The sequence below is a fragment of the Pseudomonas sp. GD03842 genome (assembly GCF_029841165.1).
Classification (GTDB): domain Bacteria; phylum Pseudomonadota; class Gammaproteobacteria; order Pseudomonadales; family Pseudomonadaceae; genus Aquipseudomonas.
This window is the reverse complement of sequence record NZ_JAOCEA010000013.1, coordinates 79,664-97,738: the sequence shown is the minus strand read 5'-3', so window position 1 is coordinate 97,738 and position 18,075 is coordinate 79,664. Positions and strand designations below refer to the sequence as shown.

15 protein-coding genes are annotated in these 18,075 nt (G+C 62.4%); 9 read left to right on the top strand and 6 right to left on the bottom strand.

Translation table 11 applies throughout. The features are described 5' to 3' along the window. Positions 1–2 precede the first annotated feature (2 nt). From gatB to N5D61_RS18790, 3 genes are all read left to right on the top strand, one after another. Positions 3–1,448: an Asp-tRNA(Asn)/Glu-tRNA(Gln) amidotransferase subunit GatB gene (gatB, locus tag N5D61_RS18800; protein ID WP_108235953.1), complete on the top strand. Its 1,446-nt coding sequence runs from the start codon at positions 3–5 to the stop codon at positions 1,446–1,448. A gap of 145 nt (positions 1,449–1,593) precedes the next feature. Then, a complete protein-coding gene (locus N5D61_RS18795) occupies positions 1,594–1,968 on the top strand; it encodes a septal ring lytic transglycosylase RlpA family protein (RefSeq protein WP_108235954.1) in 375 nt (124 codons plus the stop codon). A 51-nt stretch (positions 1,969–2,019) separates the two neighbouring features. Next, positions 2,020–3,087 (top strand): calcium/sodium antiporter, encoded by a 1,068-nt coding sequence (locus N5D61_RS18790; protein WP_108235955.1) that lies wholly within the window; start codon positions 2,020–2,022, stop codon positions 3,085–3,087. 108 nt (positions 3,088–3,195) lie between these two features. On the opposite strand, the gene N5D61_RS18785 is transcribed toward N5D61_RS18790, so the two are convergent. The 5 genes from N5D61_RS18785 to ptsP form a co-directional block, all read right to left on the bottom strand. Continuing rightward, on the bottom strand, positions 3,196–4,137 hold the full coding sequence (locus N5D61_RS18785) for an AEC family transporter (RefSeq protein ID WP_108235956.1): 942 nt from the start codon (positions 4,135–4,137) through the stop codon (positions 3,196–3,198). A 221-nt stretch (positions 4,138–4,358) separates the two neighbouring features. Then, on the bottom strand, positions 4,359–5,918 hold the full coding sequence (locus tag N5D61_RS18780) for an alkaline phosphatase D family protein (protein ID WP_108235957.1): 1,560 nt from the start codon (positions 5,916–5,918) through the stop codon (positions 4,359–4,361). Between the two features lie 107 nt (positions 5,919–6,025). Then, positions 6,026–7,762, bottom strand: a complete 1,737-nt coding sequence (locus tag N5D61_RS18775; RefSeq protein WP_108235958.1) for a PTS fructose-like transporter subunit IIB — start codon at positions 7,760–7,762, stop codon at positions 6,026–6,028. A gap of 13 nt (positions 7,763–7,775) precedes the next feature. Next, positions 7,776–8,717 carry a 1-phosphofructokinase gene (gene pfkB, locus N5D61_RS18770; RefSeq protein ID WP_108235959.1) on the bottom strand — a complete coding sequence of 314 codons (942 nt, stop codon included), beginning with the start codon at positions 8,715–8,717 and terminating at the stop codon, positions 7,776–7,778. Continuing rightward, a complete protein-coding gene (ptsP, locus tag N5D61_RS18765) occupies positions 8,717–11,578 on the bottom strand; it encodes a phosphoenolpyruvate--protein phosphotransferase (RefSeq protein ID WP_279893820.1) in 2,862 nt (953 codons plus the stop codon). Before ptsP ends, pfkB begins: the two co-directional genes overlap by 1 nt. Positions 11,579–11,858: 280 nt before the next feature. On the opposite strand from ptsP, the gene cra reads away from it, so the two are divergent. From cra to N5D61_RS18735, 6 genes are all read left to right on the top strand, one after another. Then, positions 11,859–12,854, top strand: coding sequence for a catabolite repressor/activator (gene cra / locus N5D61_RS18760; RefSeq protein WP_279893819.1), 996 nt, complete (start codon positions 11,859–11,861; stop codon positions 12,852–12,854). Positions 12,855–12,857: 3 nt separating this feature from the next. After that, complete coding sequence (locus tag N5D61_RS18755) at positions 12,858–13,637, top strand: TatD family hydrolase (RefSeq protein WP_279893818.1); 780 nt, start codon at positions 12,858–12,860, stop codon at positions 13,635–13,637. A 192-nt stretch (positions 13,638–13,829) separates the two neighbouring features. After that, entirely contained in the window at positions 13,830–14,249 is a 420-nt protein-coding gene (locus N5D61_RS18750) for a low affinity iron permease family protein (RefSeq protein ID WP_279893817.1), read from the top strand. 101 nt (positions 14,250–14,350) lie between these two features. Further along, positions 14,351–14,731, top strand: coding sequence for a Rho termination factor N-terminal domain-containing protein (locus N5D61_RS18745; protein WP_279893816.1), 381 nt, complete (start codon positions 14,351–14,353; stop codon positions 14,729–14,731). Positions 14,732–14,890: 159 nt separating this feature from the next. Next, positions 14,891–16,012 (top strand): DUF3182 family protein, encoded by a 1,122-nt coding sequence (locus N5D61_RS18740; protein WP_279893815.1) that lies wholly within the window; start codon positions 14,891–14,893, stop codon positions 16,010–16,012. Further along, positions 15,996–16,766: an alpha/beta fold hydrolase gene (locus N5D61_RS18735; RefSeq protein ID WP_108235965.1), complete on the top strand. Its 771-nt coding sequence runs from the start codon at positions 15,996–15,998 to the stop codon at positions 16,764–16,766. Before N5D61_RS18740 ends, N5D61_RS18735 begins: the two co-directional genes overlap by 17 nt. Positions 16,767–16,796: 30 nt before the next feature. On the opposite strand, the gene N5D61_RS18730 is transcribed toward N5D61_RS18735, so the two are convergent. Then, positions 16,797–18,020, bottom strand: coding sequence for a glutathione-dependent formaldehyde dehydrogenase (locus N5D61_RS18730; protein ID WP_279893814.1), 1,224 nt, complete (start codon positions 18,018–18,020; stop codon positions 16,797–16,799). Positions 18,021–18,075: the final 55 nt, after the last annotated feature.

Below are 18,075 nucleotides of genomic sequence, written 5' to 3'. Positions count from 1 at the left end.
CCATGCAATGGGAAGTCGTCATCGGGCTGGAGATTCACACCCAGCTCACCACCCAGTCGAAGATTTTCTCCGGCAGCGCCACCACGTTCGGCTCCGAACCCAACACCCAGGCGAGCCTCGTCGACCTCGGCATGCCCGGCACGCTGCCGGTGCTGAACAAGGAAGCCGTGCAAATGGCGGTCAAGTTCGGCCTGGCGATCGATGCCGAGATCGGCCAGCACAACGTGTTCGCGCGTAAGAACTACTTCTACCCTGACCTGCCCAAGGGCTATCAGATCAGTCAGATGGAACTGCCGATTGTCGGCAAGGGCCACCTGGACATCACCCTCGAAGACGGCACGATCAAGCGCATCGGCGTGACCCGTGCCCACCTGGAAGAAGATGCTGGCAAGAGCCTGCACGAAGACTTCAGCGGCATGACCGGTATCGACCTGAACCGGGCAGGCACGCCGCTGCTGGAAATCGTATCCGAGCCGGATATGCGCTCGGCCAAGGAAGCCGTGGCCTACGTCAAGGCCATGCACGCGCTGGTTCGCTACCTGGGCATCTGCGATGGCAACATGGCCGAGGGCTCGCTGCGGTGCGACTGCAACGTCTCGGTGCGTCCGAAGGGCCAGGTCGAATTCGGCACCCGCTGCGAGATCAAGAACGTCAACTCTTTCCGCTTCATCGAGAAGGCGATCAACAGTGAAATCCAGCGCCAGATCGACCTGATCGAAGATGGCGGTAAAGTCATCCAGCAAACCCGGCTGTATGACCCGAACACCAACGAAACCCGCGCGATGCGCAGCAAGGAGGAGGCCAACGACTACCGTTACTTCCCCGACCCTGACCTGCTGCCGGTGATCATCGAAGACGCGTTCCTCGAACAGACCCGCGCCAGCCTGCCGGAGCTGCCACCGCAGAAACGTGAACGCTTCCAGTCGCAATTCGGCCTGTCGTTGTACGACGCCAGCGTGCTGGCCTCCAGCCGCGAGCAGGCGGACTACTTCGAGAAGGTGGTCAGCATCGCCGGTGACGCGAAGTTGGCGGCCAATTGGGTCATGGTCGAACTGGGTTCGCTGCTGAACAAGCAGGGCGTGGAGATCGATGAGTCGCCCGTCAGCGCCGAGCAACTGGGCGGCATGCTGCTGCGCATCACCGACAACACCATTTCCGGCAAGATTGCGAAGATGGTCTTCGAGGCCATGGCCAATGGTGAAGGCAGTGCTGATGAGATCATCGAGAAACGTGGCCTCAAGCAAGTGACCGACACCGGCGCCATCGAGTCGATCCTGGACGAAATGCTGGCTGCCAATGCCGAACAGGTCGCCCAGTACCGAGCAGCCGATGAAGCCAAGCGCGGCAAGATGTTCGGCTTCTTTGTGGGCCAGGCCATGAAGGCGTCCAAAGGCAAGGCCAACCCTGGGCAGGTCAACGAACTGCTCAAGCGTAAGCTGGAAGGCTGACGGTCTACCCCTGTCGTGATTGTTCCCACGCTCTGCGTGGGAACACCTATTCGAACGCTCTGCGTTCGCCTTTTGTGACGCGGAGCGTCACGGACTGCATTCCCACGCAGAGCGGGGGAACGATCAGGAAGAGGATTGTAAATCCATGCGGCGGCTACTCGGCGCTTGCGCCCTGCTCTCCCTGCTGGCCGGCTGCGCCAGCGAAGGCCTCATCGATCCACACGGCTACAACGCCACTGGAGGCGCCTCGTACTACGGCTCGCGGCATCAAGGCCAGCGGACGGCCAGTGGTGAGCGCTTCGACCAAAACGCCCTGACCGCCGCCCATCGCCAGCTTCCCTTCGGCACGCGGGTGCAGGTCACCAACCTGAACAACGACCGCAAGGTCATCGTGCGCATCAATGATCGCGGGCCACACACCCGCAACCGGATCATTGACGTCTCCCGCGCGGCGGCCGAGCAATTAGGTATGCTGCGCAGCGGTACGGCTCAAGTCCGGGTGCAAGCCCTGGACGACTGACTTTCAATGACCTGACGACAGAAGAGGCCTCCAATTCTCGCGTTCTCGACCCTGCCATTGCCCACGCTCATCGAACTGGTCTGTGGCTTGCTGATGATGATCATCGGCGCCGAGCTTTCAGTGCGTGCGGCCGTGGCGCTCGCTGCCCTGCTGAAAACCCGTCCACTGTTTCTCGGCCTTACCGTCGTTGCCTTGGGCAGTAGCGCGCCACAAATGGCCGTTGGCCTGCAGGCAGCGCTGACCGACAGCACGGACATCGCGGTGGGCAGCGTCATTGGCAGCAACATCTTCAATATTCTGGTAACGCTTGGCCTGTCGGCGCTGATCATCCCGCTCCGGGTGGCGCGGCAACTGGTGCGGGTCGACTTGCCGCTGATGATTGGCGCCACTGTGCTGGTCGCCGCGCTGGCCTGGAATGGCACCTTGAGCACCCTGGACGGGGTGATGCTGTTGATCGGCATGGCCGGCTATCTGGCGGTGGTCATCCGCCAGTTCGCCCACGGTGCGCGGCATGTCGGCGCGCCGGACGACGTGCCGCGTCGCAAGGCGTGGCCCATCCTTGGTCGTTTGGTTGTGATGGGCGTCGGCCTGACTCTGCTGGTGGTCGGCAGTCATTTGCTGGTGGGCGCGGCCGTGGTCGTGGCCCAGGATCTAGGGCTGTCCGAGCGGGTCATCGGGCTCACGGTCATCGCCGTCGCCACGTCACTTCCCGCGCTGATGACCTCGCTGATCGCCGCGTTGCGCGGCGAGCGGGACATCGCCGTAGGCAACATCATCGGCAGCAACCTGTTCAACTTATTGGGGGTATTGGGCATCACCTCCCTCATTGCAGCCGGCCCGCTGTCGATTTCGCCCAATGCCCTGGATTTCGACCTGCCGGTGATGCTTGGCGTGGCCCTGCTGTGCCTGCCACTGTTCTACTCGGGCTACCGAATCACTCGGCTGGAGGGTTTGCTGCTGCTCGGACTTTACGCTGTGTACGGCCTGCACATCATCTCGTTCACCACCGGGATGCCGCTGGCGGGACGTTTGGAGCGCCTGATGATTCATTACGCGTTGCCGGTATTGGGAGTTGCTGTGGCGATCAGCACCGCTCGAGCATGGCGGCGACAACACTGAATCCTGTAGGAGCGCGCTTGCCCGCGATGGCGTCGTGTCAGACAAATTGATGTTGAATGACACAACGCTATCGCGGGCAAGCGCGCTCCTACGGCAGTAGGCCTCACACTAGATCCACCCGCCCCACTGCAAGATGAATATCCCGATATTGGTGGTCACTGCCGCCGCCAACGTGGTCATCACAATGATCGAGGCCGCCAGTTCATGGTTGCCCTCTGCGGCCCGGGCCATCACGAAACTGGAAGAGGCGGTCGGCGCACCGAAGTAAAGAAACAAAATGCCCAGCTCCGCATGACGGAAGCCCAGCAACCAGGCGCCCAGCGTACAGACCAGCGGCAGCCAGACCATCTTCATCAAGCTTGCGCTGATCGCCAGCCCGCCGCTTTCCCGCAGGGACTTGAGGGACAGCGTGCCGCCGATGCACATCAGCGCCAGCGGGAGGGTCATCTGCGCCAAGTAGCTGCCAGATGTATCGAGCCACTTGGGCAGCGAAATCTGCCAGTACGCGAACGGTGTCGCCGCCAGAATGCTGAGGATCAGCGGGTTGGCCAGCACGCTTTTGCAAACGCTCCACGGGTCCGACTTGATGACGGGGCTGTACACCGCCAGTACCACCGTGGACAACGTGTTGTAGAACAGGATGACCAACGCGGCCAGGATCGCCCCGAGGGAGATGCCGTAGTCGCCGTACATGCTGGCTGCAAGCGCCAGGCCGACGACACCGTTGTTACCGCGAAAGGCCCCTTGCACGTAGATGCCTCGCTCTACGAACGGCACGCGGTAGACCGCCCAGCACCAGACCAGGGCAAACCCTGCAAGGGTGGCGACGATGAAGTAGATCAGCACGCCCGGCTTCAGCGCCGCGTGCAGGTCGGCGTGGATGATGCCGAGAAACAGCAGCGCAGGCATCGTACAGTTGAAGACCAGGGATGAAGCGGTGTGGATGAAGCTGTCATTGATCCAGCCGATGCGCTTGAGCACGACCCCCAGGAACAGCATGGCGAACACCGGCGCGGTGATGTTCAGGGTTTCCCAGAAAATTGCCAGCATGCACATCCAATCCGGAGCCGTCGTCAGGAGGCTAATGATAGGCCAGTGGCAAGGTAAGTGTTACCGGGAATTGCGCGGTGGTCATACAACGAGCCGAAGCGTTCAGCCACGGCTCTTCCAAGGAAAGGAACTGCTCGCAAAGCGACCGCCGCGGTGGACTCAGAGGCCCAAACGCGTGCTCTGCGAGTAAGTGTGCAAGGCGTCACCCGGTCAGACTGGCTTCACACCTGAGCGGGCGCCAGCTTCTTCTCGAACACTGACACACCGTCCAGATCTCGAAGCGTCACGGTCATCTCGCCGCTCTGGCCGTCGATATTCACCTCGCCGAAAAACTGGAAGCCCGCAAAAGGGGAAGTGTTTTGGGCCGGAGGTGCTTTCTGGAATACCAACTGCGGTCCGAATGTCTTGTCCAGCGTGTTGGGCCCGAAACTGCCCGCGTTCAACGGGCCGGCGACGAACTCCCAGAAGGGGTCGAAATCCTGGAATACCGCGTGGTCAGGGTGGTAATGATGCGCCGCGCAGTAATGAACGTCGGCCGTCAGCCAGACGGTGTCGCGTATTTTCTGCTGGCGCATGAACGCCAATAGCTCAGCCACCTCCAGTTCACGCCCTTTTGGCGCACCGTCTTCCGTATTGGCGATGGCCTCCCAGCGCATCACCCCAGGGCTGATCTCGCCATCCGGCACCCCTAGCCCGATGGGCATGTCCGCCGCGATGACCTTCCACTGCGCGCGAGATGCCTGCAACTCGCGCTTGAGCCATTCCAGTTGCTCACGCCCGAGAAATGCGGTGGTCGGCCCGGCTTTTTCGGCAAGGTTAGCGTCGTTACCGTCACGATAACTGCGCATGTCGAGCACGAACACGTCGAGCATCGGACCGTAACCGAGCTTGCGATAGACACGCCCGCCGTTGTCCGCCTGCTGCAGGCGCATTGGCGCGTACTCCAGGAAGGCCTGACGGCCACGGGCGGCCAGCAAGCGGATGTCCTTGACCTTATAGCGATCATCCAGCTGTTTGCTTGGCGACCAGTTGTTCGTCACCTCATGGTCATCCCACTGCCAGATCTGCGGGACCTCGGCGTTGAAACGGCGCAGGTTGTCGTCCATCAGGTTGTAGCGATACGCGCCGCGGTACTCATCGAGCGTTTCGGCCACCTTGCTTTTGGCTTCCGTGGTGAGGTTGCGCCAGACACGCCCCCCTTCGGTGACGATCTGCGCGGGCACCGGCCCATCGGCGTAGATGGTATCGCCGCTGTGAATGAAGAAGTCCGGCAAGCGCAGGCGCATGGCTTCATAGATGCGCATGCCGCCGATCTCGGGGTTGATGCCGAAGCCCTGCCCTACCGTGTCTCCGCTCCAGACAAACCGGATGTCGCGACGGGCCTGCGGCGCGCTGCGCAAGTGCCCGAACCACGGCTCGCTGGCGACGCCGGTCTGGGCATCTTCGAAGAACACACGGTAGAAAATGGCCTGGTCAGCAGGCAGTCCGGTCAGCTCGACGCGTGCGGTGAAGTCAGTGCGTTGGTCGGCCAGGAGCGAAACGGCACGACGGGGTTGGGTGAACAGGCTGCGGGTGTCCCACTCGACGACCATCCGCGAAGGCCGATCACAGCGGCTCCAGACCATCGCGCGGTCGCCCAGCAGGTCGCCGGATTGCACGCCATCGGTCATCTTCGGACGGTCCTTGACTGAGGCGATGACCGCCGGTGCCAGGCCTGGCATGAGCAAACCGGCTCCGGCAGCCTGAATGATGCGACGGCGGGTAAGGTCGAACCGAGTCATGTTTGTCCCCTCTCGTAAGTGGCAAAGAGGGAAACCTAACAAGGCAATGTTGGAGGTTTGTGACAGCCTACCGCCCGGAACCTTTGCGCAAGAGAATACCGACCCGCTCAAGTGCCCGCAGGCACGGCGTCCAGCTCGACGACTTCAGGCCGCTTGAGCACGGCATACAACACGCCTGTCACCAGACTGCCGGCGACGATGGCCAGCAGGTACAGCAGCGCATGGTTGATCGCATTCGGTATCAGGAGCACGAACAGTCCACCATGGGGCGCCATGAGCTTGCAGCCGAACAACATGGACAGGGCTCCGGTCAACGCCCCTCCGACGACGCTGGCGGGGATGACCCGCAGCGGGTCCTTGGCGGCGAACGGGATCGCACCTTCGGAGATGAAGCACAGCCCCAGCACGAATGCCGCCTTCCCCGCCTCGCGCTCGCTCTGAGCGAATTTGCGGTGGGCGATCAAGGCGGCGATGCCCATGCCGATCGGCGGCACCATCCCTGCGGCCATTGCAGCGGCCATCGGCGCGTAGCTCTGGGACGCAAGCAGTCCCACGGAAAACGCATAGGAAGCCTTGTTGATCGGGCCGCCCAGGTCGACACACATCATGGCGCCCAGCAATACGCCCAAGAGGATCGCGTTGGTGGTGCCCATGCTGTCGAGGAACCGGGTGAGCCCCTCGAGCATGCCCGCCACCGGCTTGCCGACCACATAGATCATCACCAGCCCGGTGAACAGGCTGGCCAGCAAAGGAATGATGAGAATGGGCTTGAGCGCTTCGAGGCTGGCCGGCAGTTTCGCGTAACGGTTGATCGCGGCAGCGGCGTACCCCGCCAGGAACCCCGCGATGATGCCGCCAATGAACCCGGCGCCCAGCGTGCTGGCGAGCAAGCCGCCGATCATCCCCGGCGCGAGGCCCGGACGGTCAGCGATAGAGTAAGCGATGTAGCCCGCCAGCAATGGCACCATCAATTTGAACGCGGCGTCGCCACCGATTTGCATCAGCGCAGCGGCCAGCGTGCCCTGCTCCTTGTAAGCGGTGATGCCGAACACGAACGACAGCGCGATCAGCAAGCCGCCTGCCACCACCATCGGCAACATGAACGAAACACCGGTGAGCAAATGTTTGTAAACGCCGGTTCTCTCTTTCTTCGCCGGGGACTTGGAGGCAGCCGCAGAGGATTCGATTTCGCCCTCGGCCAACGCTTTGTTCAAGGTGGCCTCGGCGTGTTTCAGCGCAACCCCGGTGCCGCAGCGATAGATGCGCTTGCCGGCGAAACGCTCCGTGGCCACTTCGATGTCCGCAGCCAGCAACACCACATCCGCCTCGGCAATCGCCTGGGCGCTGAGCGGGTTACGGGCGCCCACCGAGCCTTGCGTCTCCACCTGCAGCTCGTAGCCAAGCTTCTTGGCCGCCTGCTGAATCGCCTCGGCGGCCATGAACGTATGGGCCACACCGGTCGGGCAGGCGGTCACCGCAACCAGACGCGGTGTCTTGCCGGGATCGACCACGGCGTTGTCGTGCTCGCTGGCAACATGCACCTGCGCCAGCTCGCGGGCCGAGCGCAGGAATTGGTCGACATCCTGAAGCGCCTGCGACGGGGTGGATTGATACAGGCGCTTGCCGTTGAAACGGTCGAGGCTCAAGGGCCCAGTGTTGACCACCAGCACCCAGTCAGCGCTCTCGATGTCAGCGGCGGACAGTTGCTTTTCGGGGTGACGCGGGTCATGCACTTCGACCTGGGTGATCCAGCCCTGACGCTGTGCCGCCGCGTCGAGCAGGCGGGCACTGAGGACGCTGCTGATCTTGCCGTTCGGACAGGCCGTGACAATCGCTAACTTCATCACACTTCCTCTCTTATTGTCGGTTCATGGCGCGGACATCCACGCCGGCCTGGAGCCGCTTGAGTTGCGTCGCATCGTTGATGCCGAACCCGATCTGGGTCACCGCCATTGCCGCGATCGCGGTCGCGGTGCGAAGCACCTGCTCAGGCGCATGACCGCTGAGCAGACCATGCACCATACCCGCTAACAGTGAATCTCCCGCCCCCACCGTGCTCGCCACGGAAACCTTGGGCGGCAGCGCCTGCAGCGCGACATCGGCACTGAACCAATGCACACCTTCCGAGCCTTGGGAAATGACCACATGTTCGATACCACGCTGGTGCAGCGCCGCCGCCACCTCGGCCTGGGCCTCGATGGAAATGATCGGTGCGTCCAGCGCATCGGCCAGTTCTTCGGTGTTGGGCTTGATCAGCCATGGCGAGGCCTCGAGCCCGGCGCGCAGGGCCGCTCCACTGGTATCCAGCGCAACCTTCAGCCCTTTGCGGGTCAGGGCCAACAGCAGCGTCTTCAGCCATTGCGGATCCACCCCGCGAGGCAGGCTGCCCGCCACCACTACCGCATCGAAGCCCCCGGCAAGCTGCTCGACCCGCGCGGCCAGCGCCTGCTGTGCCTGCACATCGACCTGAGGGCCTGGCCCGTTCAAGTCGGTGATGCGGCCACTGCGTTCGGCCAGTTTGATGTTGCTGCGGGTCTCGCCAGGCACGCGGACGAACTCATCGACAAACCCCCGCCGGGCAAACAGCGCTTCGAAGGGCTGTTGATTATCGACACCCAGAAAACCGGCCACGGTCAACTCGTGCCCCAGGTCCGCCAGCACTTGGGCGACGTTGAGGCCCTTGCCAGCGGCATGACTGAGCATGCACTCGCTGCGGTTGACCTGGCCGACCTGCAAAGGCCCCAACTGGACGGTCAGGTCCAGCGCAGGGTTCATGGTCAATGTCAGAATTTTCGCCATCACAGCCCCTCCACGAGGGCACGTACCTCAGCAGCGCTCGCCAGCGCCAGCGCGCTTTGCGCCAGTTGTCGAGCACCGACCACGTTCAATTCACGGACGCAAGCCTTGACCTCGCCCACACTGCGCGCTGCCACACTCAGCTCGTCCACACCCAACCCCACTAGCACGGGCACTGCCCGCGGATCGGCCGCCAGCTCACCGCACACCCCCACCCATTTGCCATGGGCGTGGGCCGCGCGCACCGTGATGTCGATCAGTTGCAGCACCGCGGGGTGCAGGCCATCGGCCTGGGCCGACAACGTCGGATGACCACGGTCGATGGCCAGGGTGTATTGCGTCAGGTCGTTGGTGCCGACGCTGAAGAAATCGACCTCTTTGGCCAATACCGGCGCCAGCAACGCCGCCGATGGCACTTCGATCATGATCCCCAGCTGCAAATCCGCCACCGGGATTTCCCGGCGCAGACGTTCGGTCATTTCACGGGCCTGTCGCCACTCTTCAACCGTGCCCACCATGGGGAACATGATGCGCAGCGGCCGGTCGTCGGCCGCCCGCAACAAGGCACGCAACTGACTTTCCATGACCTGTGGGCGTTGCAGCGTCAGGCGGATGCCTCGCACACCAAGGAAGGGGTTTTCTTCCTTGTCGATGGGCCAATAGGGCAACGGCTTGTCACCGCCGACGTCGAGCGTGCGCACCACGAGGGGGCGCCCGCCGAGGTCGTCCAGCACACGCCGGTACTCGGCTTCCTGCGTGGCCTCATCCGGCGCGGCGCTGTGCGCCATGAACAACAGCTCGGTGCGCAACAGGCCGATTCCTTCAGCCCCCTGCTCAACGGCAGCGGGGGTGCCGGTGCTGTCGCCGATATTGGCGAACACCTCGACGCCATGCCCGTCCTGGGTCAGGGCGGGCTCCATGCGCAGAGCGGCGGCCGCTTTCAGGCGCAGCGCGCGGGTGTCGCGATCGCGCAACGCTTGCTCCAGCGTTTGGTCGTCAGGCGCGACGTCCAAACGCCCACGCTGGCCGTCGATCAGCAACAGGGTGCCGGACGGGATGGACAGTACTGCATCCCCCGCGCCAACCAGCGCCGGAATGCCCAGCGCCCGCGCAACGATGGCGCTGTGCGCCGTGGCGCCGCCTCGGGCAGTGAGAATGCCGGCCACGCGGGCAGGATCGAGTCGGGCGACATCGGACGGACCGACTTCGTCCATCACCAGAATGTAGGGTTCTTCCGGCTCAACGAGGTCCTCAACACCGCAGATCTGCGCCAACACACGTCGCCCGACGTCACGCAGGTCCGCGGCACGCTCGGCGAGCAGCGTATCGTTGAGTTGCTCTTGTTGCCTTGCCGCTGTTTCCACCACCTGCGCCCAGGCCGCCGCAGCGCTCTCTCCTTGCTGCAGCCGCTGTTCGACTTCCTGTACCAACTCGGGGTCGTCGAGCATCTCCTGGTGGGTGACGAAGATTTCCCGAATGGCCTTGGCGCTGCTGCGCTGGATGAGGCCACCGATGTCCTCACGCACTTGCACCAGCGCGCCATGCAGGCGCTCGCGTTCGGTGCCGGGCGACTCGCCGCGCAGCGGGTATTCGATCACCGGCAAGCGTTGCACATGGGCCGGACCGGTCGCGATCCCTGGCGACGCCGGAACGGCCTGAATCTGCGCCCCAGCCTGCGGTGCACTCGGCGCTTTCTCGACGGTTGCATCGACGGGGGCGCAAACAGGCTCGGCGGGCAAGGGTTCGACCGCTTCGCCCAGCCCCTCCTGCACCGCCGCGATCAGCGCAGGCAGTGCGTCGGCAGCGATGGACGGTTCGGCGATGAACTCCAGCACTTGCCCACGACGAACACCCAGGCTCAACAGTTTGCTCAAGCTTTTGGCGGACACGGGATTTTCAGCGCTGTCGAGAACGCGCACGCGCACATCCCCTTCGAAACCCTTGGCCAACTGAGCAAGGATTTTCGCCGGGCGTGCATGCAAGCCGTGGGCATTGGCCAGCGCGATACGTTCGCTCGGCCAGTCGGGGGGCACATCACCGCCCAATGCCTGAAGCACCGCGCGGCTGCTGGTGGCCTGGCCCAACTCGTGACCACGGCCCTCGATCAACAGCGCGCACAAGCGCTCAAGCAAAGCTTGGTGAGGTTCGCCCAGGCTGGCGAGACAGAAAAGGCCGGTGAGCGGCTGGCCAAGATGGCGCATCGGTTTGTCAGGTGTGACGAACGCCAGCCCGGGCTTGTTGACCATCTGTTCACTGTGCAGCCACCACAGGCCTTCACCCAGCGGCAGGGCCTCGACCTGCTGCAGAACGGCGGCGAAACCATTGCTCACGCAATCGGCACGACGCAGCAAGCGCGCACCGCGCCACACCAGTTCCTCGAAGTCATCGACCGATGCACCGAGGCTGATCATCTGCGCGTCCAAGGCCAATTCCTGCGGCGCACCTTGCAGCAGCTTGAGCAGCGCTTCTGGATTTTTTGCCTGACGCAGCGCCTCGCCGAGGTCGGTTTCACCCAACGCACGCGTGAGCAACTGCAGCAGGCGCAAGTGCTCATCGGATTTGGCGGCGATCCCGATGGCCAAGTACACGATTTGCCCTTCGCCCCAATCCACGCCCTCCGGAAACTGCATCAAGCGCACGCCTGTGGCAAACACCTGATCGCGGGTCTGCGGGGTGCCATGGGGGATGGCGATGCCTTGCCCCAGAAAGGTCGAACCTTGCTGCTCACGTGCCTGCAGGCCATTCAGGTAACCGGGCGCCACCAGGCCGTCGGCGACCAGCAGATCAGCGAGCAATTGCAACGCGGCAGGTTTGTCCGCAGCCGACTGGCCCATGGAAATTTGCTCAACGGTCAGCTCGAGCATCGCTTTCTCCTGTGCGGCGCACGGTGCGCCAGATTCTTGTTGTAGACCAACGGTTTTGCTGATTTAGCGCAAAAAATTGTCTTGCTGAATCGTTTCATCTAGAACGCCGGGCACGTTACTCGATAATCTCCGTGGTTTGAAGTTCATCCGATCAAATGTCGAATGAAACGCGCTAAAAAACGCTAAAGCCGCCATTCCCGTCCCTGGTCTGCTGTAATGATGGCCACGAATCAGGGAAAATCCGATGGCGTCCGAGCCGAAGAACAAGAGGAAGGTCCGTTTGAAACTCAGCGATATTGCGCGTCTGGCCGGGGTTTCCGTCACCACCGCCAGTTACGTGATCAATGGCAAGGCCGAGCAGCAACGCATCAGCAACGCAACGGTCGAGCGTGTACGGGCGGTGGTCGAGGCTCACGATTTCCGGCCCAACCCTCAGGCGGCGGGTCTGCGTAGTCGGCACACCCGCACCTTTGGCTTCATTCTGCCGGACCTGGAAAACCCCAGTTACGCGCGCATCGCCAAGCAGTTGGAGCAAGGGGCCCGCGCCCGAGGTTATCAGCTGTTGATTGCCAGTTCCGATGACGACCCCATCAGCGAGTTGCAACTGATGCAGCTATTCCGCGCCCGCCGCTGCGATGCGCTGTTCGTCGCCAGTTGCCTGCCCCCCAGCGATGACAGCTATCGCGATCTGCAGAAACACGGCATTCCGGTCATCGCCATCGACCGGGAGATGGACCCCGCCCATTTCTGTTCGGTCGTCAGCGACGACCACGACGCCAGCCAACAGTTGACACGAAGCCTCCTCGAGATCGGCCCCAAACACATAGCGCTGATCGGCGCGCGACCCGAGTTGAGCGTCAGCAAGGCCCGCGCCGGTGGGTTCGAAGACGCGCTCGAGGGGTTCGAAGGTGCAGTCATCATCGAACATGGCGAAGCCTTCAGTCGCCCATGCGGCCTGCGCGTCGCGGGCGAGATGCTCGACCGGTTGGGGTATTTCCCCGATGCGCTGATCACCACATCGTATGTGCTGCTGCAAGGGGTGTTCGATCTGCTGCATGAGCGCCGTCTGAATCCCGATCAACTTCATCTGGGCACATTCGGTGATACGCAGTTGTTGGACTTCCTCCCGCTTCCAGTCAACGCCATGGCCCAGCAGCATCACCTGATTGCCGAAAAGGCCTTGGCACTGGCGCTCTCTGCCATCGAGCAGACCCAGTACGAGCCTGGGGTGCACGCGATCGTGCGGACGTTCAAGCAGCGCATTCACGGAGCCTGACCGGTGAGGCTGATCGACACCCATACTCACCTGGATTTCGAGGACTTCGATGGCGACCGGCAGTCGGTGCTGGAGCACTGTCAACGGCTGGGTGTCGAGCGCGTGGTGGTGCTGGGGGTATATCAGCGCAATCTGCAGCGGGTGTGGGACCTGGCGCTGCAGGTGCCTTCGGTGCATGCCGCGCTGGGGCTGCATCCGATCTATCTCGACGAGCATCGCCCCGCGCACCTGGCAGACCTGCGCGACCGACTCGCGCGCCTGGCTGGCCACCCGAAACTCTGCGCCGTCGGTGAGATCGGTCTGGATTACTACGTTCCATCGCTGGACCGGGCCCGACAGCAAGAACTCTTCGACAGCCAGTTGCAGATGGCCGCCGATTTCAACCTACCTGCCCTGCTTCATGTGCGCCGCAGTCACGCCGATACCATTGCCGCCCTCAAGCGCTTCAAACTCAAGCGCGCCGGTATCGTGCATGCCTTTGCCGGCAGCCGCGAGGAGGCGAAGGAATACATCAAGCTGGGTTTCAAGCTAGGGCTGGGCGGCGCGGCCACATGGCCCCAAGCCCTGCGCATGCACCGCGTCATCGTCGAACTGCCCCTCGACAGCGTGGTGCTGGAAACCGACGCGCCCGACATGGCGCCTTCGATGTATCCCGGCCTGCGCAACAGCCCTGAACACCTGCCGGATATTTGCAACGCCTTGGCAGACTGGATGAGCGTGCCAGCCGAGCGTCTCGCTGAAGTCAGCACCCTCAATGCCATGGCGGTATTTGGCTGGGGTTGACCGCTGCACTGCGCGACTGCCCATTTGCTTGAATGGCCTGCAACTCCCCTTCAGCATCGTTGCAAGCGGGCAACAGCGCCCCCTCCCGGACTCAAAAACGCGCCGCCCAACCGATTTCATTTTGTAAAAAGAAATTTCAGGACCGGAGGACGGTCACTGTTTTGTCGCCCGTTGATTTTCAAGGATTTTGTGATGAGATTTTCCAAGTTCGCGCAGGCACTGTCGAAATGGACGGGCAGCCCTCGGACGTTTTTGCTCGCAGTGTTGCTGATCTGTGTCTGGGCAGCGACCGGGCCGCTGTTCCACTACAACGATACCTGGCAGCTGATCATCAATACGTCGACCACGATCATTACCTTTTTGATGGTGTTCCTGATCCAGAACACGCAGAACCGCGATACCGATCAGTTGCATATCAAGATCGATGAATTATTGCGCGTGACCAAGGACGCGCAAAACGCCGTGTTGAGCCTGGACAACCTCGACCAAAAGGAGCTCAGGGCGCTGCGCAAAAAATATAAGGCCATGGGCGATCAAGAAGAAGCCGACCACTCTGCCCCCTTCCCCGAATGCGAGGCCGACAGCCACGCAAAAGCAGATAAGCCCGACTGAACCACTGATCATTAACAGGGGAACTCATCAGGCTGTCGTTCTTCCTAACGGTTAGACCCGACGAAAAGCCGGGTGCCGAATGACGATCCGGGAGAAAAACAATGCCGACTCGAAATAAGGACACCTACACCGCAGAGCAAAAGCGCAAAGCTGCTCACATCGAGGACAGCTATGAATCCAAAGGCCTATCGAAGGGAGAAGCCGAGGCCCGTGCCTGGGCCACGGTGAACAAACAGTCTGGCGGCGGGGAGAAAAAAGGCGGCTCGGGGACCCGAAAAGCGCCAAGTGCCAAGGCCCATGACCGGAAAGACTCCGCCAAGCGCGCAGCGGCCACCCGACACGGTGCTCCACGGAGCAGAGGCCAGCCACTGGACTCCCAAACCAAGGTTGACCTGATGCAGCGGGCGCGAGGATTGAATATCAAAGGCCGCTCGACCATGACCAAGGAAGAGCTGATCACTGCGATACGCAAGTCGGCGTGACGCTGAAGGTTGCGGCGCCGCCTGCAGAGTGGGTGACCGAACTGCGCGTCAGCCGAACCGCCATCGGCGAGGATGCCATCGCCAGGACATTCAACGAAGCGCTGCGCGCTCTTCGAATCACATGCAGCATCACCGCCCGTTTGCGAAGGGAGTTGCCCCATGAGCAAATCACTTGGCACCGCCGCATCTGAAGTGGTGCTGCTGGCGACACACAAAAGGCTCGCCACTCACGAGGTGGTGGTGCAACACGCATTGGCCGAGCGCATCGCAGGTCTGCTGGGTGCCCAATTCGTCGGCACGTATGACCCTGCCTTGCATCGCGGCCATCGTCTGTATTTCATTCCCTCCGACACATTGGTCGGCCAGGACGTGGCCGACGCGTTGAACATCCGTACCGTGAATGACTTCTTCGGCGGGCTCATCGACTTCCCGTTCATGGCGACCAAGGCCATTTCCCATCCGCTTTTGAAAGAAGCCACCGCCCTGCCTATCGGCTGGTCGACAGCATTTTCTGAAGACGCGGGGGATTCGGTGCTCAAGGGATTCAGCGTGTTCAACCAAGAGGATGCTCGGCGCGCTGGACGCTTGTTGCTCGAGGACGGGCCAGTGCGGGTCAAGCCGGTATTGGCCACCGCCGGACGCGGCCAGAAGGTGGTGACGTGCGAAGCGGAGCTCGATCAAGTGATCGCGCAACAAGACATGGACGAAGTCCAGGAGTGGGGCCTGGTACTGGAAGAGGACCTGAGCGATGTCATCACCTACAGCGTGGGGCAGGTTCAGGTTGCGGGGATGACCCTCAGCTATCACGGCACCCAATGCCTGACCAGGGACAACCAGGGCGAGTGCGTGTATGGCGGTTCGCAATTGTGGTTGGTGCGGGGCGATTACGACGCGCTGCTGGCAATGGACCTGGATGCCCCCGTGCGCCGCTCGGTGACTCAGGCCATGTGCTATGAACGAGCCGCGCTGAAATGCTTCCCCACTCTGCTGGCCTCGCGGCGCAACTACGACATCGCCCACGGGGTCAATGCGCGCGGACAGGTGTGTTCCGGCGTGTTGGAGCAGTCCTGGCGGATCGGCGGGGCCAGCCCGGCCGAGGTCGAAGCGCTGCTGGCATTCGCAGCCGATCCGTCACTTCAACGCATGGGAGCTTCGAGCCACGAAGTCTACGGCCCCACCACGCTGCCCGCCCAGGCCCATCTCCTTTACGAGGGCGACGATCCCGATGTCGGCCTCATCAGTAAATTCACACAGGTCCAGCCCTATGACCGTACGCAGTGAAAGCATCGATATTCATGTCAGCGAAAATAGCATTTCCGGCACTATCCTCACCCCAGGCGCCAAAATGCCGGGCATCCTCTTCGTCCATGGCTGGGGCGGCAGCCAGAAGCGCGACTTGGCTCGGGCCAAGAACATCACGGGGCTGGGGTGCGTGTGCTTGACGTTCGACCTGCGAGGGCATGAACGCACGCATGAAATGCGCTCGGTGGTGTCGAGGGAGCACAGCATGGAGGATCTGCTGGCCGCGTATGACCGGCTTGCCAGCCATCCGGCGGTGGACACCAGCGCCATCGCCGTGATTGGCAGCAGTTATGGCGGCTATCTGGCAACCATCCTGAGCGCCATGCGCCCGGTTCGCTGGCTGGCCCTGCGCGTGCCGGCGCTGTACTGGGACGCTGACTGGGACATGCCCAAGCAAGCGCTGGACCGCGACAAACTCGCCCACTATCGGCGCTCGGCGGTCACGGCCGCAGACAACCGCGCGCTGGCGGCATGCAAAGATTTCAAAGGCGATGTGCTGTTGGTCGAATCCGAACAGGACGATTACGTACCCCATGCCACGCTCATGAGTTACCGCACGGCGTTCGACTTGGCCCATTCCCTGACGTATCGGCTGCTGGACGGTGCCGACCACGGACTGAGCAGCGACACCAGCCAACTCGCCTACACCACCCTGCTCACGGACTGGATCAGCGAAATGGTGATCGGTTCTCGCCTGGTCGATTATCCACATCACGCGACGTCGTACTCGTAGCGCCCCGGCGGCCGGTCGAATGGAAGGCGGTCAGGGTTGACGGAACAAGTCTCCATCATTGGCCGATGCATCCACTCGACTGTCGAAGCCAGGTGTGAGGATGATCTTGCGGCAGTCTTCCTCTTTTCTGTCGAAGATTGCGTAGCCCTCCGCCGCCTCCTCCAATGACAGGCGATGGGTGATGATCGCCTCAGGCGCCAGAGCGCCCTCTTCGATGAGCGTCAGCAGTTGAGGCAGATACTGATGCACGTGGGTCTGGCCCATTTTGAACGTCAGGCCCTTGTCGAACGCGTCTCCGAAAAGGAACCCGTGGATGAACCCCGAATAGACGCCCGGCACGCTGACGGTCCCGCCCCGCCGAACCGCTGCGATGCACTGACGCAGCGCCTTGCCGCTGCTGCCTTCCAGCTTCAACGTGGCGAGAATGGTTTCAGTGGTGCTGCCCTTGGCTTCGAAGCCCACCGCGTCGATCACCGCATCGACTCCGCGCATGCCTGGCGTCTGGCGCACAATCGTGTCGGCGGGGTCATCATCCTGATCGAAGTTGATAGGGATCGCACCGTAGGTGAACTGCGCGTAGGCGAGCCTGTAGGCATGGTGATCGACCATGAAGAGGGTTTCTGCGCCGAGCATTTTCGCGCATGCCGCACTGAGCAAACCCACAGGCCCAGCGCCGTAGATCGCGACACTCGATCCCTTGGTCACCCCCGCGTTCAGTACCGCCTGCCAGGCAGTGGGCAGGATGTCCGATAGAAACAGGACCTTCTCGTCGACCAACGTGCCCGGGACTTTGAACGGGCCGACATTGCCTTTGGGCACTCGCACGTACTCCGCCTGACCGCCCGGAACGCCCCCGTAAAGGTGGCTGTAACCAAACAGTGCGGCACCCGGCGGAATGGATTTCTTGTTCAGAATCGCTCCGCGCCCGGTGTTGGTGGTCTCGCACGCGGCGTACGCCTGCATCTCGCAGAAGAAACAACTGCCGCAAGCAATCACGAAGGGAATGACGACCCGATCCCCCGGCTTGACGGCCGTCACTTGCGGCCCGACCTCTTCGACGATGCCCATGAACTCGTGGCCAAAGATGTCCCCGTGCTCGGTCGCAGGGATCTTGCCGCGGTACAGGTGCAGGTCGGATCCGCAGATTGCCGTCGCCGTCACCCTCAGAAGAACATCATCAGGGGCTTGGATGATCGGATCCGGGACCGTTTCCACCCGCACATCGTGAGCGCCGTGGTACGTCAATGCACGCATGATCTTCTCCTTGGCCTGCGGACCAGAGCACTTCTGAAGGCATGCAATAAGGATA